The sequence below is a fragment of the Pseudomonas sp. FeN3W genome (genome assembly GCA_030263805.2).
Taxonomy (GTDB): domain Bacteria; phylum Pseudomonadota; class Gammaproteobacteria; order Pseudomonadales; family Pseudomonadaceae; genus Stutzerimonas; species Stutzerimonas stutzeri_G.
On record CP136010.1, the window covers coordinates 4,482,618 to 4,502,435 of the forward strand.

The 19,818-nt window shown below is 63.4% G+C and carries 21 protein-coding genes; 8 read left to right on the forward strand and 13 right to left on the reverse strand.

The genetic code is table 11. The annotated features are described in order from the left end of the window. Nucleotides 1-240: 240 nt before the first annotated feature. From P5704_021080 to P5704_021110, 7 genes are all read right to left on the reverse strand, one after another. On the reverse strand, nt 241-1,047 hold the full coding sequence (locus P5704_021080; protein ID WOF78473.1) for an outer membrane protein OmpK: 807 nt from the start codon (nt 1,045-1,047) through the stop codon (nt 241-243). Between the two features lie 374 nt (nt 1,048-1,421). Next, nucleotides 1,422-2,708: a hypothetical protein gene (locus tag P5704_021085; protein WOF78474.1), complete on the reverse strand. Its 1,287-nt coding sequence runs from the start codon at nt 2,706-2,708 to the stop codon at nt 1,422-1,424. A gap of 47 nt (nt 2,709-2,755) precedes the next feature. Then, nucleotides 2,756-3,247, reverse strand: coding sequence for a curli production assembly protein CsgB (locus P5704_021090; protein WOF78475.1), 492 nt, complete (start codon nt 3,245-3,247; stop codon nt 2,756-2,758). A 261-nt stretch (nt 3,248-3,508) separates the two neighbouring features. Continuing rightward, nucleotides 3,509-4,339 (reverse strand): CsgG/HfaB family protein, encoded by an 831-nt coding sequence (locus tag P5704_021095; protein ID WOF78476.1) that lies wholly within the window; start codon nt 4,337-4,339, stop codon nt 3,509-3,511. A 23-nt stretch (nt 4,340-4,362) separates the two neighbouring features. Beyond that, on the reverse strand, nt 4,363-4,779 hold the full coding sequence (locus P5704_021100; GenBank protein ID WOF78477.1) for a curli assembly protein CsgF: 417 nt from the start codon (nt 4,777-4,779) through the stop codon (nt 4,363-4,365). Then, a complete protein-coding gene (csgE, locus tag P5704_021105) occupies nt 4,776-5,159 on the reverse strand; it encodes a curli production assembly/transport protein CsgE (GenBank protein WOF78478.1) in 384 nt (127 codons plus the stop codon). Before csgE ends, P5704_021100 begins: the two co-directional genes overlap by 4 nt. After that, entirely contained in the window at nt 5,156-5,806 is a 651-nt protein-coding gene (locus P5704_021110) for a response regulator transcription factor (GenBank protein WOF78479.1), read from the reverse strand. The genes csgE and P5704_021110 overlap by 4 nt, the downstream gene beginning before the upstream one ends. A gap of 242 nt (nt 5,807-6,048) precedes the next feature. On the opposite strand from P5704_021110, the gene P5704_021115 reads away from it, so the two are divergent. From P5704_021115 to P5704_021125, 3 genes are all read left to right on the forward strand, one after another. Next, entirely contained in the window at nt 6,049-6,684 is a 636-nt protein-coding gene (locus P5704_021115) for a LysE family translocator (GenBank protein WOF78480.1), read from the forward strand. A 76-nt stretch (nt 6,685-6,760) separates the two neighbouring features. Beyond that, a complete protein-coding gene (locus tag P5704_021120) occupies nt 6,761-7,216 on the forward strand; it encodes a VOC family protein (protein ID WOF78481.1) in 456 nt (151 codons plus the stop codon). Between the two features lie 95 nt (nt 7,217-7,311). Continuing rightward, entirely contained in the window at nt 7,312-8,286 is a 975-nt protein-coding gene (locus P5704_021125; protein ID WOF78482.1) for an SDR family oxidoreductase, read from the forward strand. Between the two features lie 7 nt (nt 8,287-8,293). Here P5704_021125 and metR read toward each other — a convergent pair whose 3' ends face one another. Next, nucleotides 8,294-9,220, reverse strand: coding sequence for a transcriptional regulator MetR (metR, locus tag P5704_021130; protein ID WOF78483.1), 927 nt, complete (start codon nt 9,218-9,220; stop codon nt 8,294-8,296). A gap of 153 nt (nt 9,221-9,373) precedes the next feature. Further along, a complete protein-coding gene (locus P5704_021135; GenBank protein WOF78484.1) occupies nt 9,374-9,964 on the reverse strand; it encodes an exopolysaccharide biosynthesis protein in 591 nt (196 codons plus the stop codon). A gap of 160 nt (nt 9,965-10,124) precedes the next feature. On the opposite strand from P5704_021135, the gene metE reads away from it, so the two are divergent. After that, nucleotides 10,125-12,431 (forward strand): 5-methyltetrahydropteroyltriglutamate--homocysteine S-methyltransferase, encoded by a 2,307-nt coding sequence (gene metE / locus P5704_021140; protein ID WOF78485.1) that lies wholly within the window; start codon nt 10,125-10,127, stop codon nt 12,429-12,431. Between the two features lie 47 nt (nt 12,432-12,478). Here the strand turns inward: metE and glpD are convergent, their stop codons facing one another. Then, on the reverse strand, nt 12,479-14,023 hold the full coding sequence (gene glpD / locus P5704_021145; GenBank protein ID WOF78486.1) for a glycerol-3-phosphate dehydrogenase: 1,545 nt from the start codon (nt 14,021-14,023) through the stop codon (nt 12,479-12,481). Between the two features lie 72 nt (nt 14,024-14,095). Here glpD and ybaK point away from each other — a divergent pair, with 72 nt between their 5' ends. Then, nucleotides 14,096-14,566, forward strand: coding sequence for a Cys-tRNA(Pro) deacylase (ybaK, locus tag P5704_021150; GenBank protein WOF78487.1), 471 nt, complete (start codon nt 14,096-14,098; stop codon nt 14,564-14,566). A 60-nt stretch (nt 14,567-14,626) separates the two neighbouring features. On the opposite strand, the gene P5704_021155 is transcribed toward ybaK, so the two are convergent. Then, nucleotides 14,627-15,154 carry an ankyrin repeat domain-containing protein gene (locus tag P5704_021155; protein ID WOF78488.1) on the reverse strand — a complete coding sequence of 176 codons (528 nt, stop codon included), beginning with the start codon at nt 15,152-15,154 and terminating at the stop codon, nt 14,627-14,629. Between the two features lie 151 nt (nt 15,155-15,305). Beyond that, nucleotides 15,306-16,700 carry a cytochrome B6 gene (locus P5704_021160; GenBank protein WOF78489.1) on the reverse strand — a complete coding sequence of 465 codons (1,395 nt, stop codon included), beginning with the start codon at nt 16,698-16,700 and terminating at the stop codon, nt 15,306-15,308. Between the two features lie 287 nt (nt 16,701-16,987). Here P5704_021160 and P5704_021165 point away from each other — a divergent pair, with 287 nt between their 5' ends. Further along, nucleotides 16,988-17,212 (forward strand): DUF3820 family protein, encoded by a 225-nt coding sequence (locus tag P5704_021165; GenBank protein ID WOF81296.1) that lies wholly within the window; start codon nt 16,988-16,990, stop codon nt 17,210-17,212. Nucleotides 17,213-17,305: 93 nt separating this feature from the next. Here P5704_021165 and P5704_021170 read toward each other — a convergent pair whose 3' ends face one another. Next, nucleotides 17,306-17,830, reverse strand: a complete 525-nt coding sequence (locus P5704_021170; protein ID WOF78490.1) for a hypothetical protein — start codon at nt 17,828-17,830, stop codon at nt 17,306-17,308. 256 nt (nt 17,831-18,086) lie between these two features. On the opposite strand from P5704_021170, the gene P5704_021175 reads away from it, so the two are divergent. Both P5704_021175 and P5704_021180 read left to right on the forward strand, forming a co-directional pair. Beyond that, nucleotides 18,087-18,737, forward strand: a complete 651-nt coding sequence (locus P5704_021175; GenBank protein ID WOF78491.1) for a c-type cytochrome — start codon at nt 18,087-18,089, stop codon at nt 18,735-18,737. After that, entirely contained in the window at nt 18,734-19,654 is a 921-nt protein-coding gene (locus P5704_021180; protein WOF78492.1) for a c-type cytochrome, read from the forward strand. The genes P5704_021175 and P5704_021180 overlap by 4 nt, the downstream gene beginning before the upstream one ends. Nucleotides 19,655-19,818 lie beyond the last annotated feature (164 nt).

Genomic DNA, 19,818 nt, shown 5'->3' on the forward strand with positions numbered 1-19,818 from the left:
TGGCGGTTGGCCTGCTCCACTATGCGGGGCGGGCCTGCTGCGTGTTGAGGATGATGGCCTATGCGCTGCGTTCATTCGCCTCGCAGCCCCGGGAAATGCCGTCGGACCGCCCGGGGTGATGGTCGAGCCGAGCTGATTCTGCACGAGTTTCGCTGTTCGATGCAGCCGTTGCGCTTGTGGCGGCCAGGATCGCGACTGGCACCGAACGAGTGCCGCCCGGTTTGCGGGCGGCGAGGCGCATCAGAAGTGCGCTTTGACGATGAAGTTGGTGACGTTGTTGTCGGTGTTGAAGGCGCTGCTGTCCTCGATGCCGTACTTGTTCGACCAGTAGTCGTATTCGATACCGACATAGAGCTTGCCGGGCGTGTAGTCCAGGGCCTTGCCCAGGTCGTACTTGACCTGCGGGTTGAAGTGGAAGTTCTTGGCGAGGTAGTCGCCCTTGGACTTGGAGCCGGCGTCGTTGACCACCCAGTCGATGTAGCCGTCGAGCAGGATGTCGGATTTGCCGACCGGAATGGTGATGGCCCAGGTCGGGGTGATCTGCCACTGGCCGCCCGGCTTGCCGGTGATGCCGTCGGGCTCGCGGTAGTAGGTATTGATGGCCAGGCGATCGAAACCGGGAACGGCCAGGTCGACGGCCGGGCCGAGCAGATAGTTGCGGTTGCGCCCTTCGCCGCGTTCGTAGGTCGCGGAGATCAGCACATCCTTGACCGGACCGAAGGACAGGTCCGCACCACTGATCTTGCTCAGCGACAGGCGTGGGCTGAATTCGCCGTAGTAGGTGCGGCCGTCCTTGCCCGAGTGGCCGTTGAACCACTTGTGGTCGACGAACAGGAACATGTCGCCCCAGGTCCAGCCGCTGGCATGTTCGAAGGTGATGGTCTGCTGGATGGCGGCTTCGCGGCCATCCTGGCCCGAATCGACTGCGAAGTTCTTGCCGTACAGGTAGGTGAGGCTGTTGTTCTGCCAGAACATTGGGCTGGCCATGGCTTGGCTGCTGAGGATGAACCCGGCCGCGAGGGCTGCGGTGGTCAGGCTGCGCTTCATTGAGTGTGTCTCCGTATTGGCATTTGAATGAGCTTGTAAGTTGTCCAAGCGGTCAGGCTTTGGTCACATAGCAAGCGTCGCGCCAATACCGGATATTTCATTGTAGTTAAGGATAAATGTTTGATAAAAAAGGATTTATTTTTATCGAATGAAGGAGGTTCGCGGATGGCCGGGCCGTCGGGTGGGAGGTGAGCGCGTTGGCGTGACCTGACCGATGCGTCAGCTTGCTTCAGTTTGGGGCGCTGCGATGGCCGATCGCCAGGCTCGCCACCGAAACGGTGCGCCGACTGGCCAAGGCAAAGTGCGGGACGGGAATCGCGCAGAGAGGAAGCGCGACTGCCGGCAGGGCGCCGGCAGTCGGGTGTAGCACGAGCTTACTGCTGGGTGACCAGGGCGGTGTTGTTCCAGCCGCTCTGGTTGATGTAGGCCGCATTGCCGTAGCCGGCCTGGCTGGCGATGGCTTCGTTGCCGACACCGTTCTGAGTCACCTTGATCAGATGATCGGCGCCGCTCTGGCTCAGCATCACGTCGTTGAGCGAGCCTTCCTGGCGAACGGTGGCCAGGTTGTCGCGGCCGTCCTGTTCGAGATCGGCACTGTTGCCCCAGCCATAGCTGACGCCGACGATTTCGTTGTCGGTACCATGCTGCACGGCGTTCAGCTCGTTACCGGTACCGTCCTGGTGGAAGTGCAGATCGTTGCCACGACCCTGCTGCTCCACGGAGGCAACGTTGAAGCCACCTTCCTGGATGGTCTTGGCAGTCTGGTTGCGGCCGTCCTGGTACACGTCGGCTTCGTTGCCGATACCTGACTGCTCGGTAGTGGCGGTGTTGTTGCCACCGAGCCAGCCGTTGGTCTGCACGATGCTGGAGTCGTTGCCGACGCCGTGCTGCAGGACGAAGGCGTTCTGCGCATTGCCGCTCTGGTCGACGTCGACGCTGTTGTTGCTGCCGTCGGACTTGACGTAAGCCTCGTGCAGCACGCCGGTCTGCGAAACCATGGCGTCGTTGCGCCAGCCGCTCTGCTCGACTTCGGCAATGGAGCCGCTGCTGAGGATCTGGGTGACATGCGCATCGTTGTCGACGCCTTGCTGGGTGATGGTTGCGCGGTCGTTGTTGCTGAGGAGCTGGGTGATGCTGGCGTTGTTCAGGTCGCCGTTCTGGTTCACCACCGCCTGGCTGCCAAAGGTGGCGGTCTGGGTGATCAGGCCGTAGTTGTCCTTGCCGTCCTGGTTGGTGGTGGCGTTGGCCATGGTCGCGCCGGCCTGGAAGGTCTCGGCGACGTTGGCAACGCCTTTCTGGTTCTGCGTGGCGCCAGTCTTGTAGGTACCGGTCTGCTCTACCAGTGCATCATTGCCCCAGCCGCTCTGGGTCTGGGTCGAGCCGGTCATCAGCGCGCCGCTCTGGCGGGATTCGGCATTGTTGAAGTTGCCGGTCTGGGTCTGGGTGGCGGTGGTGGCCTGCGCGTTGGCTTGCTCGACCATCGCGTCGTTGCTGAAACCGCTCTGGTTTTGTGTGGCGAAGTTGCCCGAACCGCCGCTTTGCAGCACTTCTGCGTTGTTGTTGATGCCGTGCTGGTTCTGCTCCGAGGTGTTCTCGGCGGCAAAGGCCTGGGCAGTGGCGACGGTCAGAATGGCTGCTACAAGAGGTTTGAACTTAAACATTTTTGTCACTCCATGGATGTTTTAAGTACAGCGGTATTTCCTTGGGATTAGCGGTACTGGCGAACCACTACCGTCAGACCTCGGCCGCTCTGGCTGACATTGCTGCTATGCCCGCTGCCGGTCTGTTCGATGAGGGCTCGATTGCTCGAGCCCTGCTGTGCGATGGCGGCGCGGTTGTCCGAGCCGGTCTGTTCGATGTGGGCGTCGTTGTCGAAGCCGTTCTGGCTGATCAGCGCCGCGTTGCCTTGCCCGATCTGCTCGATGCTGGCGCCGTTGGCGTAACCGCTCTGGATGATGTAGGCCTCCAGCTCGGAGCCGGTCTGGGCGATGCGGCCGGTCATGCTCTCGCCGGACTGCTGGACCAGCGCCACGGCGCCCTGGCCGCTGATGTCGGCATGGGCGGACGGATCAGCCGTGAGGTAGGCCAGTTCGTTGGGGGCAAGATCGATCGAGACGGGGATATCGGCGTGGCTGGCAGTAGCCAGTAGCAGAACTGCCGGTAGCAGCAGGTCATGCGCAATCCGTTGCGAGCGAGTCATGGCGTCCTGTCCTGATGGGCTCTGGTGTCGACATACTTGCCCCTAATCGGGGCGGCGAACATCCATCCAATGATTGAAAATGTTGCGATCCGGTGCGTAGGGGGCGGCGATTGGCGATACAGGCTGCTGCATCCGGGGGCACTGCCCGATAGCTGATGGCGCACGGCCGTACAGACGGCATCGCCATGAAGCTTGCCGTCAGCCGGAAAGGGAGATTGGAGGAACGCTGAAGCGTCGTCGGCGTTGCGCCGACGACTCGGATCAGTCCAGTTTGCTCAGGTACTTGCTCAGCGCCGGATGCTCGCCACCGCTGCCTTCGGCGGTCTGCCAGAGGCGCCGGTCGACGCCCTGGGCGATCAGGTGCGCCACGGCAGCCTCGATCGCCGAGAGCACGCAGAGCTGGGCCGGCTCGTTGGTGGTGTAACCGGCCTCCGCTTCGAGCAGTTCCTTGAACTCGATGAACTTGTAGACGTTGGCGCTACGGCCGACGGAGAAGATCGTCTTGGTGGTCATCACGTTCGACAGCACCCTGCCGCTGCGCACGTCGATGGCCCGCAGGTTCACCGTGACCTGATCGACGCGATATTCCTGCGACAGTCCGATGCCCAGATAGCGCGCACCCTGGCCGCCACTGCGCACGTTGGTCTCGTAGGCGACGATGGCACCTTCCATGATGATGTTGGCCGCCAGCAGCGACGGCAGCTCGGATTGGATATTGGGTGCCACGTCCGGCTTGGCCTGCGAGGCGCGGATGATCTTGCGCTCGGTCAGCACGTTCTGCAGACCTTCACGCTCGAGCACCACGAACCAGCCGCTGGCCTGCATGGCATCGACCAGCATGCTGGCCGCGCCCTGGGTCACCGCGGTGGAGAAGGAACTGGCCGGAGTGGGCTTGTACTGGCCGGTCTGGTCGCGAAAGCCGTACACCGCGGCCACCAGCGGGCCTTTCGGGCGTGGTAGCGCCAGCAGGTCCTGGTAGGTCGAGGTGCGTGGAGTCAGGGTTGGCGGGTGCTGATCGGCAGACATGGGCTCGCGAACGGCGCAGCCCTGCAATACAGCCATCATCCCTATGGCTACGAATAGGCTTCTCATGGCCTTTGTTTCTCCTTGAAGGGTCAGTTCTGACCGACGATGATTTCGGACATTTCGCCGGTGAGTCGGTCGGTGATTTCCACGATCAACATGCCGGCGTCGCCGTTGTAGACGCGCACGATGAAATCGTCGGTGGTCACGGTGCCGGTCTTGCCATCGGTCACACCGCTGAGCAGATCGCCCAGCAGTCGTGACTCCAGCTGGCTGGTGAAACGATCCAGCGCGGACTGGTTGCCTAGTAACGACGAGCGATCCAGCGCATCCGGGTCCTTCTTGTCGTTCTGCGCCTGCGCATTGCCCAGCAGCCAGGCACCATTGAGCGGGCTGCCGCCGAAGGAGGGGTTGATCGGGGTGTACACCAGCTCGGTGGCGCTGGCGCCAGCGCTGAGCAGCAGGCTGGCGAGCAGCGTGCCGAGCGCCTTGTGAATGTGCTGTTTCATAGTTCGTCCTTGGCCATGTCAATGTTGTCTTCGAACAACGCTTCGATCTTGCGCCGGTTGATTTCCTGCACGACGAAATCGGCAGCCTCGTAGGCAGGCTCCTTCATGTCCGCCACGTTGGGCTGCAGGAAGCGGCGATACAGGGTCTGGTTCTCGTGCTCCACCCAGACCAGAACGCCCCAGCGCGCCGAGGGCCTCTCCTTGATGGCAAGATTGAAGTCCAGGGCGCTGATGTCGTTCAGGCGCTCGCAGAAGCGCAGGTAGAACTCGTGACCGGAGCGGGAAACCGTGTTGTTGGTGATGAACCCTTGCAGCTCGGCTTCGTCGGCCTGAGCGGTCAGGCTCAACAGCAGCAGAAGCAGCGCGGCGGTGCGTTTCACGACACCGCCTCACCAACGTGGGCCAGCACCAGCGAGGCACCCTGGGCGCGATTGCTGGCGCCGAGCTTGCGCAGTGCGTTGTGCACATGGCTCTTGATGGTGTGGATGCTCAGGTGCAGCCTTTCGCCGATGGCCGCGTTGGACAGGCCTTGGCCGGCGAGCGCGAGAATCTGCTTTTCGCGCAGGGTCAGCTCGTCGATGACCTGATGTGCGTTGCTGAGTTGCCGGTAGCGACAGAGCAGCGTTTCCATCAGTTCTCTCGGTAGCCAGTCGCCTCCAGCGAGCATGGTCTGAATACCGCGGACGAACATGGCGCGCGGCGTCGCGCGGTAGAAGACCCCGCGAATCCAGGGATGTGTTTCGACCAGCCTGCGCGCCTGATCGGGCTGGGCGTTGATCAGCGCGACCGGTGTGTCGCCGAGCTGGCGGAGCAGGTGCACGCAATCGTTACGGTCGTAGCTGGCGACATCCAGCAGCACCAGTGCCGAATCGATTTGCTCCGGTCGTGGCGTGACCATATGGACCAGTGTGCAGCTGGGGCAGTCGTACAGGTGCTGGCGTAGCGTACTGTCGAGCAGCTTGCTGGCAGAGAGAAGCGTTATGCGGAATTGGGCGGGCTGGAAAGCCGGCGCGACATCGTCTTTCATTCGCATGTCCTTTGCTGAATGTTGATGGGCAGTCCTTGATTGCGTGACGCGCAGAGAGCGGTCCCGTCTGGCAATAGAAAGTAGTTCAGCTTTGCGACAAAAAAAAGTCAAAAGTTAAAATTGGTGTCAGCTTCCCGACGAAAAGCGGTTAGAGAATCTTCTGGTAGCCGGAAGGGCTTCTCTCTAAAGTCTGATCTCTTGAGTGGCGGCCTCGGTTCGGGCGTGTAGATGGAGATGGAGCGATGAGTGATCCCGTATTCTGGCTGGTGTTCTTCTCGGCGGCGCTGGCGCTGAACCTGTCACCGGGGCCGGATCTGCTCTACGTGATTTCGCGCACCCTGAGTGGCGGCCGCCGCATCGGCATGATTTCCGCCTGTGGCGTATGCAGCGGTGCGCTGGTGCATGTGGCGTTCGCCGCGCTGGGCATCTCGGCCATCCTCGCCACCTCCGCCCTGGCGTTTACGGTGGTCAAGTACGTCGGTGCCGCCTATTTGCTCTATCTCGGCTATCAGGCCCTGCGCTCGGCCGGTAGCGGAACCGCTCTGGCCCTCAAGGCGGCGCCGCGGGCATCCGCGTGGAAGGCCTATCGCCAGGGCGTGCTGGTCGATCTGCTGAATCCCAAGGCGGCGATCTTCTTCATGGCATTTCTGCCTCAGTTCGTCCGCCCCGAGCATGGCGCCGTGCCGTTGCAACTGCTGGTTCTCGGTGTGCTGGTGGTCGTGGTGGCGATCATCATCGAGTGCATTGTGGTGCTGCTGGCTGCCCGCGCCACTCAGGCGCTGCGCGACAATCCGGCCATAAGCCAGTGGCTGGACCGGGCGCTGGGCTCGATGCTCATCGCGCTGGGTATTCGCCTGGGCTTGAGCGAACGCCTCTGAAAGGGAATTGAATCGCCCCCTTGCGGCTCTCATGGGAGAAGGGCGGCCGTTCGGCAGCCCATGATGGGAGCTGTGTATGTCTCAGCAGAGCAAGAACACCTCGGCCAGCCTGATCCCCTGCCTGCGCTATCGCGACCTGGCCAGCGCCATCGACTGGCTGTGTCGCGCTTTCGGTTTCGAATGCCAGCGCCAGTACCGCGACGAACAGGTCGGCATCACCCATGCACAACTGGCTTTCGGCAACGGCATGCTGATGGTCGGGCCGGTGGTGGATTCCGAATACGGCCAGCAGCTGCGCCAGCCCGACGAGATTGGCGGCGCATCCACCCAGGGCATCTACGTGATCGTCAACAGCGCCGATGCGCTCTACGCCCAGGCCAAGGCGGCCGGGGCGCAGATCGTCGTCGAACTCAAGGACGAGGATTACGGCGGTCGTGGCTTCACCTGCCGCGATATCGAAGGGCATCTGTGGAGCTTCGGCACCTACGACCCCTGGGCGGACGAAGCGGCGGGTAGCGTCGCTCAGGCCTGAGTACGCCCTTGCGCGTCGCGCCGACCATCGGGGGGAATGTTCGGCGCGGCGTCGCTGTCAGCTTAACTACGACAGCAGACTGCGGAGGAACGACGATGGCCTATGGAAAACTCTACGGCGCCCTGGTAGTGCTGACTGGCGCGTCCAGCGGCATCGGCCGCGCCGCTGCCCAGGCTTTCGCCCGCCAGGGTTCACGACTGGTGCTTGCCGCACGCGACGTCGAGGCGCTTACGGAAACCGCCGATGAATGCCGCGCGCTCGGCGGCGAAGTGCTGGTGGTGCCCACCGACGTCACCCACAGCGATGAGGTCGAAGCGCTGGCCAGTGCCGCGGCAGAGTTCGGTCAGGGGCGCATCGACGTGTGGATCAACAATGCCGGCATCGGCGCCGTCGGCGCGTTCGACGAGACGCCACTGGATGCCCATGAACAGGTGGTGCAGACCGATCTGCTCGGTTATCTGCGCGGCGCCCATGTGGTGCTGCCGTACTTCAAGCAGCAGCAGAGCGGTGTGCTGATCAATACGCTGTCGGTTGGCAGCTGGCTGGCGCAGCCGTTCGCGGTGGCTTATTCGGCCAGCAAGTTCGGTCTGCGCGGCCTGTCCCAGGCGCTGCGCGGCGAACTGGGAGCCTGGCCGGGGATTCATATCTGCGACGTTTATCCCGGCATCGTCGATACCCCGGGCTTTCGCGACGGTGGCAACTATGCCGGGCGCTCGTTGCAGCCGCCGCCACCGTTGCTCGATCCGCGTCAGGTGGCCGATGCCATGGTCAGCCTGGCTCTGCATCCGCGCCACACCACGTCGGTCGGGGCGACCGCCACATTGCTGCGCCTGGCACATTTCCTCACCCCGGGTTTCGATCGCATCAACGGGCTGCTGACCGGTTTCGCGCTTGGCCGGGCGCAGCGAGTGGCGCCCTCGTCAGGCAACCTCTTTCATCCGCCGCTGGGCCAGCGGCGCATCGATGGTGGCTGGCGCTCGTCGAAGGATGATGACAAGCGCTGGTTGTTGATCGGCGGCGTGGCAGCTGGGTTGATCGGCCTTGGCGTATGCCTGGCGCGGCGGCGCTGACCCGCTGTCAGCGCACCTTCGGCGCGGCACTGACACCCTCGAGCGTGGCGAAGGAGGTGTCCTTGGCGGTCAGCAGGAAGTCGCGCATGAAGGGCGAATCGAGCATGTCGGCGCGGATTCCGGCATACAACGTGGCGAACAGCCCCTTGTCGCCCAGCCGTTTGGCGGTGACGTAGCCGCGTGAACTGTATTCGTGCAGTGCCCAGTTCGGCAGTGAACAGACGCCGCGCCCCGACGCCACCAGCTGCATCATCATCACCGTGAGTTCCGAGGTGCGTACCTGTGCCGGCTCGATGTCGGCCGGTTCGAGGAAGCGGGTGAAGATATCCAGACGGTCGCGTTCGATGGGGTAGGTGATCAGTGTCTCGCTGGCCAGGTCTTCCGGGCGGATGTACGGCCGCGCGGCCAGTGCATGCTGGTTCGCCACCGCCAGCAGGGCCTCGTAGGTGAACAGCGGCACGTAGGTGATGCCGGGCAGTTCCAGCGGGTCGGAGGTCACCACCAGATCCAGATCGCCGCGCGCCAGGGCCGGCAGCGGGGCGAAGGAGAAGCCCGAGGCCAGATCCAGTTCGACCTCGGGCCAGGCATCGCGGAACTGGTCGATGGTCGGCATCAACCACTGGAAGCAGCTGTGACATTCGATGGCCATGTGCAGCCGCCCGGCGGTGCCGCCGGCCAGACGGGCGAGGTCACGCTCGGCACCGCGCAGTTGCGGCAGCATCAGATCCGCCAGTTGCAGCAGACGCAGGCCGGCACTGGTGAACCGCACCGGACGGGTCTTGCGCACGAACAGTTGCAGGCCGAGTCGCTCTTCGAGTTCCTTGAACTGATGGGACAGCGCCGATTGCGTCAGATGCAGGCGCTCGGCGGCTTCGACGAGACTGTCGGTTTCCCGAAGTGCATGAAGCGTCTTCAGGTGACGGATTTCCAGCATGCCGAACTACCTTGCGTGGCGGGAACTACACGGCCTGAACGATAGGCGTGACGTTACCGGAATGGATATGCAGATGAGCAGCGCTCATCCGTGGCAAGTGTGTCCCAGCATCTGGATGCTGTCGAGTGGCCGCTATGCAATCGGCCGGGCCATTCAGAGCCAGAGCTGCGAAACCATATAGGCCAGGCTGAAGAAGAACAGCAACGCAACGACGATCATCACGCCGTCGCGGGCCATCATCCCCAGCCCCAGCACGCTCAACGCCGCGCCGGCAGTGGAGTTGCCGAACGGAATCAGCTCCAGCGGCGGCATGGTGGCGGCGATTGCCAGGCACAGCACCGCATTCAGCCGATTCGCCAAGCCGTTGGTAAGGAAGGTCAGCCGCCGCTTGAGCAGGCGGTCGACGACGCCGGCAATGCGATGCAGAAAGGCCATGGCCTTGTCGTACTTGCTGCGCGAGGCGCTACGCCGCAGCAGCCATTTGGGTAGCCAGAAATGCTTCCGGCCGATCAGCAGCTGAATCGCGATCAGCGAAACCATCACCGCGAACACACTGGGCAATCCAGGAATTCCCGACAGCGGCGAAAGCACCAGCAGGCCAGGCACCAGCAGCAGGGCGCCGAAGCTGCGCTCATCGGTGGCTTGCAGCATGCACTCGATGGTCACCGGCTGATCGGCTTCGCCAGCCTGTCGGAGGCGCTGCAGCAGGCTTTCGAGATTCTGCGGTGGCTGATCCGGATTCATGACTGCGCCTGGTCGGGGAGGTTTTCTTTAGAGGCCCGAGGGCTCGAAATGCTCCTGCATGAATATTTCTATATTTCAAATGTAATTACGTGAGTTTGTTTCACGTGATCGTGGCGCGGACAATCAGCGCATTCATGCAGAACGACATTTGGAGTGAGAAATGGCTGTAGCGCACAACCTCGGTTTTCCACGTATCGGTGCGGACCGTGAGCTGAAGAAAGCCCTGGAGGCATATTGGAAGGGCGAGTTGGACGAGCAGGGGCTGCGCCAGGTCGGCGGTCAGCTGCGTGCACAACACTGGCAGGCTCAGGCCGATGCCGGCATCCAGTTGCTGCCGGTGGGCGACTTCGCCTGGTACGACCACATTCTCACGCACTCGCTGATGTTCGGCGTGGTGCCGCAGCGCTTCCGCCCCGCCGATGGCCTGCCCACGCTGGACACGCTGTTCGCCATGGCCCGTGGGGTGACGAACAGCTGCTGCGGTGGCCAGGCCCAGGAGATGACCAAGTGGTTCGATACCAACTACCACTATCTGGTGCCGGAATTCAGCGTCGATCAGCGGTTCCAGCTGTCCTGGTCGCAGCTGTTCGAAGAGGTCGAGGAGGCGCAGGCTCTGGGGCACGCGATCAAGCCTGTGCTGGTCGGTCCGCTGACCTATCTCTGGCTGGGCAAGCTCAAGGGCGAGGATGCCGAGCGTTTCGACAAGCTCGAGCTGCTCGAGCGACTCTTGCCGGTCTATGGCGAGGTACTCGACCGGCTGGCGGCGCAGGGCGTCGAGTGGGTGCAGATCGACGAGCCGATCCTCGCCCTCGACCTGCCGCAGGACTGGAAGAACGCCTTCGAGCGCGCCTACAACCTGCTGCAGCGCGCCCCGCTGAAGAAGCTGGTCGCCACTTACTTTGGCGGGCTGGAGGACAACCTCAGTCTGGCGGCGGCGCTGCCGGTGGACGGTCTGCACATCGATCTGGTGCGTGCGCCGGAACAGTACCCGCTGATTCTCGACTGGTTGCCGACCTACAAGGTGCTGTCGCTGGGGTTGGTCAATGGGCGCAACGTCTGGCGCTGCGATCTGGAGAAGGCTCTGGAGTTGGCACGGCATGCCGCCGAGCGGCTGGGTGACCGTCTCTGGCTGGCGCCGTCCTGCTCCCTGCTGCACAGCCCGGTGGACCTCGAGCGGGAAGATCGGCTCGATCATGAGCTGAAAGGCTGGTTGGCCTTTGCCGTGCAGAAATGCGCCGAAGTGGCGACCCTGGCCCGAGCCATAAACGAGCCGACGAACGACGATGTGGCGCTCGAGCTGGCGCACAGCCGTGCGGTGCAGGCGGCACGTCAGCACTCGCCACGCATCCACAAGCCGCAGGTCCAGGCACGCCTGAGTGCGATCCAGCCCCAGGACAGCCAGCGCACCTCGGTGTTCGCTGCGCGAATCGAACAGCAGCGCGCGCGGCTCGACCTGCCGCCGTTCCCGACCACGACCATCGGTTCGTTCCCGCAGACGCCGGCGATCCGCCTGGCGCGGCAGGCCTACAAGCAGGACAGGTTGTCGCTCGGCGACTACACCGAGGCGATGCAGGCCGAAATCCGGCATGCGGTGGCGGTGCAGGAGCAGATCGGCCTGGACGTGCTGGTGCACGGCGAAGCGGAGCGCAACGACATGGTCGAATACTTCGCCGAGCAACTCGATGGCTATGCCTTCACCCGTTTCGGCTGGGTGCAGAGCTATGGCTCGCGTTGCGTGAAGCCGGCGGTGATCTACGGCGACCTCAGCCGCTCGCAGCCGATGACCGTCGACTGGATTCGTTACGCTCAGCAGCAGACCGACCGGGTGATGAAGGGCATGCTCACTGGCCCGGTGACCATGCTGATGTGGTCGTTCGCTCGCGAGGACGTGTCGCGAGAGGTTCAGGCGCGGCAGCTGGCATTGGCGATCCGCGATGAGGTCTGCGACCTGGAAGCCGCCGGCATCCGCATCATCCAGATCGACGAGGCGGCGTTCCGCGAAGGCTTGCCGCTGCGCCACGCGCAGTGGCAGCACTATCTGGACTGGGCGGTCGAGGCGTTCCGCCTGTGCGCCAGTGGCGTACGCGACGAGACGCAGATCCACACGCACATGTGCTACAGCGAGTTCAACGACGTCATCGAGTCCATCGCGGCGATGGATGCCGATGTCATCACCATCGAGACTTCACGTTCGCAGATGGAGCTGCTCGAAGCCTTCCGCGCCTTCGACTATCCGAACGATATCGGCCCGGGGGTCTATGACATCCACTCGCCACGCGTGCCGGATACCGCCGAAATGGTGCAGCTGCTGGAGAAGGCCGCCGAGTGCATCCCTGCCGAGCGGCTCTGGGTCAACCCGGATTGCGGCCTGAAGACCCGCGCCTGGCCGGAGACCGAGGCGGCGCTGGTGAACATGGTCGCTGCGGCCCGTCAGCTGCGTGCCTCGCGCAATGCCAGGGTGGCCTGACGTCGGCGCTGGCGCAGCGCTCCAGTGCGGGCGCTGTACCGGGCGCGTCAGCCCTGGGCGGCGTGGTCGAAGTGGGTCAGTCGTTCGGCTGTCCGGCTGTCCAGATAGCGCTGCAGAAGCTCGACCTCCGCGGCCTGCATGAACAGTCCGAGCTTGGTGCGGCGCCAGAGAATGTCTTCTGTGGTCAGCGCCCATTCTTCGACCATCAGGTAGTCCACCTCGCGCGCATGCAGGCCGGCGCCGAAGCACTCGCCAAGATCCTGCAGCGTGTCGGTACCCTTGAGCAGCAGCCAGCTGCGGCTGCCGTAGGTGCGCGTCCAGCGTCGGGCAAGCGGGCCGGGCAGCCACGGATAACTGGCGCAGAGTGCATCGGCCAGTGCTGATGGTTCCTCCAGATGCTCGCCGCCAGGCAGTGCCGCGTCGTGGGTCCAGGGCTCTTTCATTTCTGGAAACAGCGGCGCCAGCTGCGCCAGTGCCGCCTCGGCGAGCTTGCGGTAGGTGGTCAGCTTGCCGCCGAACACCGAGAGCAAGGGGCCCTCACTGGCGCTATCGCTGAGTGCCAGCGTGTAGTCGCGGGTGATCGCCGAAGGCTGATCGGATTCGTCATCGCAAAGCGGCCGGACGCCGGCATAGCTGTAGCGGATGTCGATGCGGCTCAGTTGATGCTTGAAGTGCGCGTTGACGATGGCCAGCAGGTAGTCGATCTCTTCGTCGGTAATCCGCACCTGCGCCGGGTCGCCGTGGTACTCGTGGTCGGTGGTGCCGATCAGGCTGAACTGGCCGAGGTACGGCGTGATGAACACGATGCGCCGGTCCTCGTTCTGCAGGATGTAGGCGTGATCGTCCTCATAGAGTTTCGGCACGACGATGTGGCTGCCCTGGATCAGGCGCATGCCGTGCGGGGACGTCTGTCGGAGTTGCTCTTCGATGAACGAGGCCACCCACGGGCCGGTGGCGTTGACCAGCGCGCGGGCACGGATCGAAAAACGGCTGCCGTCCTGGCGCTCCAGGTGCAGATGCCAGAGGGCCTTGCTGCTGCGCGCACTGACGCAGCGAGTGCGGGTGTGGACATGTGCGCCCAGCTCGCGAGCGGCCATGGCGTTGAGGACCACGAGGCGGGCATCGTCGACCCAGCAATCGGAATATTCGAAGCCGTGGGTGATCTCGTCCTTCAGCGGGCTCTGCGCACCGAAACGCAGGCTGCGCGAACCACCGAGCCTCTCGCGCTTGCCGAGATGATCGTAGAGAAACAAGCCGGTGCGAATCATCCACGAGGGCCGCAGATGCGGACGGTAGGGCAGCACGAAGCGCAGCGGGGTGATGATGTGCGGCGCCTTGGCCAGCAGCACTTCGCGCTCGGCCAGCGCTTCGCGGACCAGGCGCAGCTCGTAGTGCTCGAGATAGCGCAGCCCGCCATGCACCAGCTTGCTGCTGGCTGAGGAGGTATGGCTGGCCAAGTCGCCTTGTTCGCAGAGAAATACCGACAGGCCGCGGCCGGCGGCATCGGCGGCGATGCCTGCGCCGTTGATACCGCCGCCCACCACGGCCAGGTCGTAGACTTCCGCGAGCGGTGCAAGAAGAGGATGATTCATGGGCGCTTATAACTACCGATTCTTTGTCGCTTTACGTTACCGCCATTCATCAATCATTAGCACTACAAAGCCATGACACCTGCCATCGATCTGTTGAAAAAAGCCCGAGCCGAACACGCCGTACACAGCTACGAGCACGATCCCAAGTCCGCGTCCTATGGTCTGGAGGCGGCGGAAAAGCTCGGGTTGGAGCCGGCGCGGGTATTCAAGACGCTGCTCGCCTGTAGCGAGAAGAATGAGCTATTGGTCGCCGTGGTGCCCGTCGCTGGCACCCTCGATCTCAAGGCACTGGCCCAGGCGGCGGGCGTGAAGAAGGTGGAGATGGCCGATCCGATGGTTGCTCAGCGGGCCACCGGCTACCTGGTCGGTGGTATCAGTCCGCTGGGGCAGAAGAAGCGTCTGCGTACCTTTATCGACAGTTCCGCGCAGGCGCAGGCGAGCATCTATGTGAGCGCCGGGCGTCGTGGGCTGGAAGTGGAACTGGCGCCTGCGGTCCTGGCGGAGCATACCAAGGCGGTATTCGCGGCAATCGGGCGCGGCTGATTGCTGCGAATACCGGCCCGGGGTTGAAGCCGCATTGCGCCGCGCGGAATCGTTCGCGGGTCAGGACGCCGTCAGGCTTCGCAGCAACGTCTGGACATCCTGAGCACCCATCAGGGCCGCGGCGGCCAGCGGCGTGGCGCCGGTGGCGTCCGTGGCCCGCGGATCGGCGCCCTGGGCGATGAGGTATTCGACGATGTCCGTGCGGTTGAACATGGCGGCCATCATCAGCGCGGTCTTGCCGTCTTCGCAGCGGCCCTCGACGTCGGCGCCGTGCTCTAGCAGCAGCTCGACCATCGCCAGGTCGCCCTTGAAAGCTGCGCCGGCCAGTGGCGTGTGGCCGCGCTGGTTGCGCAACTGCGGGTCGGCGCCGTATGCCAGCAGGGTTCGGCTGGCTTCCAGATGGCCATGGTAGCTGGCCAGCATCAGCAGGCTGTCGCCGGCATGGTTGCGCAGGTTGGCCGGCATGCCCTGCGCCAGCAGTTCGCCGAGGCGGGCGCTGTCGCCGTTGCGCGCGCTGTCGAAGACCTGCTCGGCGAAGGCGAGGGTGGCGTCATCCAGTTCCGGGGTGTGCTTGGGCGCTTGCGACATCGTGGCTCCTCCGTTGGCAAAGCGGCGAATGCGTTCGCCGTGTCGGCCGCGATTGTCCGCCCGACTGCCGGGACGTGCCAGCGAAGCCTCTCTATGCGCCATATAGGCGGGTTTTATCCGGCGTCCCGGGGCGGGACGCCGGATCGCGCGTTCAGAGGGTGCGCAGGAAGGCGACCAGATCGGCCTTCTCCTGCTGGTTCAGCTTGCGCTGCAGGACCAGGTTGAAGAATTCCACGGTGTCTTCCAGGGTCAGCAGGCGGCCGTCATGCAGGTACGGCGGCGACTCCTTGATGCCGCGCAGGGGAAAGTTCTTGATCGGTCCGTCGCCGACCGCCATGACGCCGTTGTACTCCTGCGGCTCGTAGAAGCGTTCGGTCCTGAGGTTGTGCATCAGGTGATCGGTGTAGTAGGGCGGCACGTGGCAGCCTGCACAGGCGCCCTTGCCGTGGAAGATTTCCTCGCCTCGCAGCTCCTGCTCGGTGGCCTTGGCCGGGTCGAGGCGGCCTTCGACGTCGAGCTTGGGTGCCGGTGGGAAGTCGAGCAGGGCCTGGAACTCGGCCATGAAATGCACCTGGCTGCCGCGCTCGAGCACGTTCACGCCCTTCTTGGTCGCCAGCACCGGGTCGCCATCGAAGTAGGCGGCCCGCTGTTCGAACTCGGTGAAGTCCTCGACCGATTTCAGCGCCCGCTGGGAGCCGAAGATCTGCTGGATGTTCACGCCGCGCAGGGTCGGGGTGTCGATGCGATGGCGGAATTTCTGCGGCCGCGCGTCGCCGGCCAGGTGAGTGGCGGCGTTGGTGTGGCCGTTGGCGTGGCAGTCCAGGCAGGAGACGCCGGTGTGCGGGTGCTCGCTGCGGCGGTCGTCGGTGGCGTTGAACTGCTGCTGCGGGAACGGCGTCACCAGCAGGCGCAGGCCTTCGAGCTGCTTGGGATTGAGGATGCCGTTGAACAGCTCGAAGAAATTGCGGATGTTCACCAGCTTGCCCTGGGAGACGTCGCCCAGGTCCGGTCGGGTGGTGAGGAAGATCGGCGCCGGGAATTCGGGAAGGAAATGGTCCGGCAGGTCGAAGTCCAGGTCGAAACGGGTGAGATCGCGTCCCTCGAGCCGATTCACTTCGTCGATATGGAACTGCGGGAAGACCATCCCGCCCTCGGGATGATTGGGGTGGGGCAGCGGCATGAAGCCGAGGGGGAAACGCTTCTGCCGGCGAATTTCCTCGGGGCTCATATTGGCCAGCTCATCCCAGCTGGTGCCGTCGGGCAGCTTGACCCGCACGCCGGCCTGGATCGGCTTGCCACGGGTCATCTGCAGGCCCTCGGCGGGCTTGTCGCTGAGGTCGTAGCGCTGTTCCAGCAGCTCCCGATGCCTTTTCAGGATGCCGTCCTTGTCGGCGACCATGCGTTGCATGATCGTCTCGAACTTCTCGGTGATCACCACGGGGGAATAACTGGTGGGGACCTCGTCGTCGGCGGCCTGGGCGCCGGAACAGGTGAGGGCGATGCCGAGCGCGGCGGCGAGGCAGGCCCTGGCTTGAGGTGCAGTCATTTTCTTTTCTCCTCGGAATGGCTTACGGACGGACGAACCGTAGAAAAGGCCTAGGCCAGAACGGCCGAAGGAGAAAATAGAGACAAACTATCGGGCGGATCGATTTTTCAAGCGAAACGGATTGCAAGCCGGCAAGCGCCGTGACACGGGCTTTCGCAGCCTGCATGGCGCATTGCCTTATAATCTCTCGTTTTTTGTATGGGCTTTTTATCGGCAATCGATCGAAGCGATACCCCGGTTCGGGGCTGTGGCACCATGCGCCGCCTGGATTCCACCCGATGGCCACCATGAAACCCGAAGACCTCGAACGCCTGGTCACCCAGACGATGCCATACGGCAAGTACAAGGGCCGCCTGATCGCCGATCTGCCCGGTCATTACCTCAACTGGTTCGCCCGGGTCGGCTTCCCGCCCGGCGATCTCGGCCGCCTGCTGGCGCTGATGCAGGAGATCGACCATAACGGCCTGTCGCCCCTGCTGGAGCCGCTGCGGCGAAACCTCGACAGGCGGTAGGTCGGATCGGGTGCCGTTCCGCTATGAAGTCGTGAGGCCCGAACCAAGCCCTGCATGGCATCGTACGCATGCCATGCTCATTAGGCATACAGCCTACGACTCCGCACGCCGCGCTTCGAGCGACGGTGCGGCGTAGATGCCTACTTCCACCGCCAGCTCCATCAGGCGGGGCACATCGCAGGTATAGACCAGCACGGCCTGCAGCTCATCGTCCAGCGGCTCGCTGAAGTCCACCAGCACGTAGCCGCCTTTCTCCGGATACAGGCTGCTCAGCTGCACCTGAATGCGGTTCAGCGCGGTCAGCAGCTCGGTCTTGGCGAGCTGTTTGGGCTTGAGGACGAAGGTCACGCTGTCGCCGAAGGACGCGACGATCTGCGTGAACAGCTCCTGATAATCATCCGCCTGGAACAAGACCGTCTCCGGCAGGCTGCCGACCACCACCCACTCGCCGAGCGGGATGGGAAAGCTGTCGTCGTAATTGATGTCCGGGTTGGCCTGGAGAAAGGCTTGCGGATCGGCATACGCCTCTGCCGCTTCCGCAGCGATGCGGCCAATCTCGTCGTCGGTCATGCAGCCGGAGCTGATGAGGCTGATCAGTTCGGCCAGTTGGTCTTTCATGGGGGATCCTGCGCTAGTGAGCGCGCAAGGATAACCAAGACGCCGCCTCATGGGCATCCGCTGGTTGCGCAGAAGGCTGTTGCGTCGGTATATGCAAAGTAGTTCTAAGCTTATTCTGTTTCTGGAGGTTGGCTGCTGCGATGTGGTAGCGTCGCTTATGCGACAAGCTGCCGCACACCATCGATAGAGCCAGAGCGTCGGCGAAGACCGCGCCGGTGGCGGCAAGCATGACTACAACCGTTGATGAGGCCGTTTCATGAAACTCACTCACTGGCCCCTGGCCGGTGTGGCTGCATTGTTGCTGACGATGCAGGCACAGGCTGCCGATGGGCAAAAGATCTACGTGCAGGGCGGCGCCAATCCCGCGGCGATGGCGTGTGGCACCTGCCACGGCGCCGATGCGATGGGCATGGCGGCGGCGGGCTTTCCACGCCTCGCCGGGATATCCGCCGGATATACGCGCAAGCAGCTGGAGGACTTTCGTTCCGGTACCAGAAGCAATCCGGTCATGCAGCCGATCGCTGCAGCGTTGAGCGACGAGGAGATGGATGCCGTGGCGGCCATGCTCGAAGCCAGGCCAGCGCCGGTTTTCGCCAGCGTCGGTCGGGCGGAAAAGGTGGAAGGTGTGGGGGCGCACCTTGCCCTTCGTGGTGCCTGGGAACGCAACATTCCCGAGTGCGTAGCCTGCCATGGTCCCGCTGGCATTGGGGTCGGCGAGAGCTTCCCACCGCTGGCCGGGCAGTCGACGCAATACCTCAGTGCGCAGCTCAATGCCTGGCGTCAGGGCACGCGCAAGAACGATCCGAGCGACCTGATGGGTCATATCGCCCGTGCAATGACCGACGACGAGGTGCAGGCCGTCGCCGAGTACTTCGCCGGCCTGGAGCAGAAGGAGGTCAGCCAATGAGAACCTACTGGTTGACGCTGCTGGCCATGGCGGTCAGCGGTGCGTCGCTGGCCGCCGAGATCAAGATGGACGATCAGTCCCAGCTGACCCAGAAAGCCGCCAAGGGCGCAGATGAGAACTTCTTTCAGCCACCGCAGGAAAAGGATCTGCCGGCCAACGCCTATGGCGAACTGGTGCAGCAGGGCCGGGCGATCTTCGTCGACACGCAGAAGTATGCCGCCGAGTACGTCGGCAACGGCATGAACTGCACTAACTGCCACCTCGATCAGGGGCGCAAGGCCAACTCCGCTCCGCTGTGGGGCGCGTATCCGATGTATCCGGCTTACCGGAAGAAGAATGACAAGGTCAACAGCTACGCCGAGCGCGTACAGGGCTGTTTCCAGTTCAGCATGAACGGCAAGCCGCCGGCAGCCGATAGCCATGTGATCAATGCGTTGACGGCCTATTCGTACTGGCTCTCCGTAGGCGCTCCGACAGGCCAGGAGCTACCGGGGCGGGCTTATCCCGAAGTTCCACAGCCCAAAGATGGTTTCGATATCGCCAAGGGCAAGCAGATCTATGCCGAGCAGTGCGCGGTCTGCCACGGTGACAATGGTCAGGGGCAGCAGGCGGGTGGGGCGTATGTGTTCCCACCGTTATGGGGCAAGGACTCGTTCAACTGGGGCGCCGGCATGCACCGGATCAACACCGCCGCGGCCTTCATCAAGGAGAGCATGCCGCTGGGCAAGGGTGGTTCGCTCAGCGACGAGGACGCCTGGCACGTGGCCGCATACATGAACAGCCATGAGCGGCCGCAGGACCCGCGTCTGGTCGAAGGCTCGGTGGAAAAGACACGAGTGCGCTATCACGCCAATGACGGAGTGAATCTCTATGGACAGGAGGTGGATGGCGTCGTACTTGGACAAGGCATCGAATAGAGACTTAAGTACATCATTGCGGACAGAAGAGGGCGCCATTCGGCGCTCTCTTCATTTTTGGACTAAGCGGTCACATCCAGATGTGCCAAAAGGCTTAATTACCTGTCCGTTATAAGTGCAATGTTACGGATTCTTTCAGATTTTCATGCACAATAGCCGCCATA

Bases quoted from the DNA above. Each gene is read 5' to 3' on its own strand.
- P5704_021080 (WOF78473.1), bottom strand. From the start codon at position 1,047: ATGAAGCGCAGCCTGACCACCGCAGCCCTCGCGGCCGGGTTCATCCTC.
- P5704_021085 (WOF78474.1), bottom strand. From the start codon at position 2,708: ATGTTTAAGTTCAAACCTCTTGTAGCAGCCATTCTGACCGTCGCCACT.
- P5704_021090 (WOF78475.1), bottom strand. From the start codon at position 3,247: ATGACTCGCTCGCAACGGATTGCGCATGACCTGCTGCTACCGGCAGTT.
- P5704_021095 (WOF78476.1), bottom strand. From the start codon at position 4,339: ATGAGAAGCCTATTCGTAGCCATAGGGATGATGGCTGTATTGCAGGGC.
- P5704_021100 (WOF78477.1), bottom strand. From the start codon at position 4,779: ATGAAACAGCACATTCACAAGGCGCTCGGCACGCTGCTCGCCAGCCTG.
- P5704_021110 (WOF78479.1), bottom strand. From the start codon at position 5,806: ATGAAAGACGATGTCGCGCCGGCTTTCCAGCCCGCCCAATTCCGCATA.
- P5704_021115 (WOF78480.1), top strand. From the start codon at position 6,049: ATGAGTGATCCCGTATTCTGGCTGGTGTTCTTCTCGGCGGCGCTGGCG.
- P5704_021120 (WOF78481.1), top strand. From the start codon at position 6,761: ATGTCTCAGCAGAGCAAGAACACCTCGGCCAGCCTGATCCCCTGCCTG.
- P5704_021125 (WOF78482.1), top strand. From the start codon at position 7,312: ATGGCCTATGGAAAACTCTACGGCGCCCTGGTAGTGCTGACTGGCGCG.
- metR (WOF78483.1), bottom strand. From the start codon at position 9,220: ATGCTGGAAATCCGTCACCTGAAGACGCTTCATGCACTTCGGGAAACC.
- P5704_021135 (WOF78484.1), bottom strand. From the start codon at position 9,964: ATGAATCCGGATCAGCCACCGCAGAATCTCGAAAGCCTGCTGCAGCGC.
- metE (WOF78485.1), top strand. From the start codon at position 10,125: ATGGCTGTAGCGCACAACCTCGGTTTTCCACGTATCGGTGCGGACCGT.
- glpD (WOF78486.1), bottom strand. From the start codon at position 14,023: ATGAATCATCCTCTTCTTGCACCGCTCGCGGAAGTCTACGACCTGGCC.
- ybaK (WOF78487.1), top strand. From the start codon at position 14,096: ATGACACCTGCCATCGATCTGTTGAAAAAAGCCCGAGCCGAACACGCC.
- P5704_021155 (WOF78488.1), bottom strand. From the start codon at position 15,154: ATGTCGCAAGCGCCCAAGCACACCCCGGAACTGGATGACGCCACCCTC.
- P5704_021160 (WOF78489.1), bottom strand. From the start codon at position 16,700: ATGACTGCACCTCAAGCCAGGGCCTGCCTCGCCGCCGCGCTCGGCATC.
- P5704_021165 (WOF81296.1), top strand. From the start codon at position 16,988: ATGAAACCCGAAGACCTCGAACGCCTGGTCACCCAGACGATGCCATAC.
- P5704_021170 (WOF78490.1), bottom strand. From the start codon at position 17,830: ATGAAAGACCAACTGGCCGAACTGATCAGCCTCATCAGCTCCGGCTGC.
- P5704_021175 (WOF78491.1), top strand. From the start codon at position 18,087: ATGAAACTCACTCACTGGCCCCTGGCCGGTGTGGCTGCATTGTTGCTG.
- P5704_021180 (WOF78492.1), top strand. From the start codon at position 18,734: ATGAGAACCTACTGGTTGACGCTGCTGGCCATGGCGGTCAGCGGTGCG.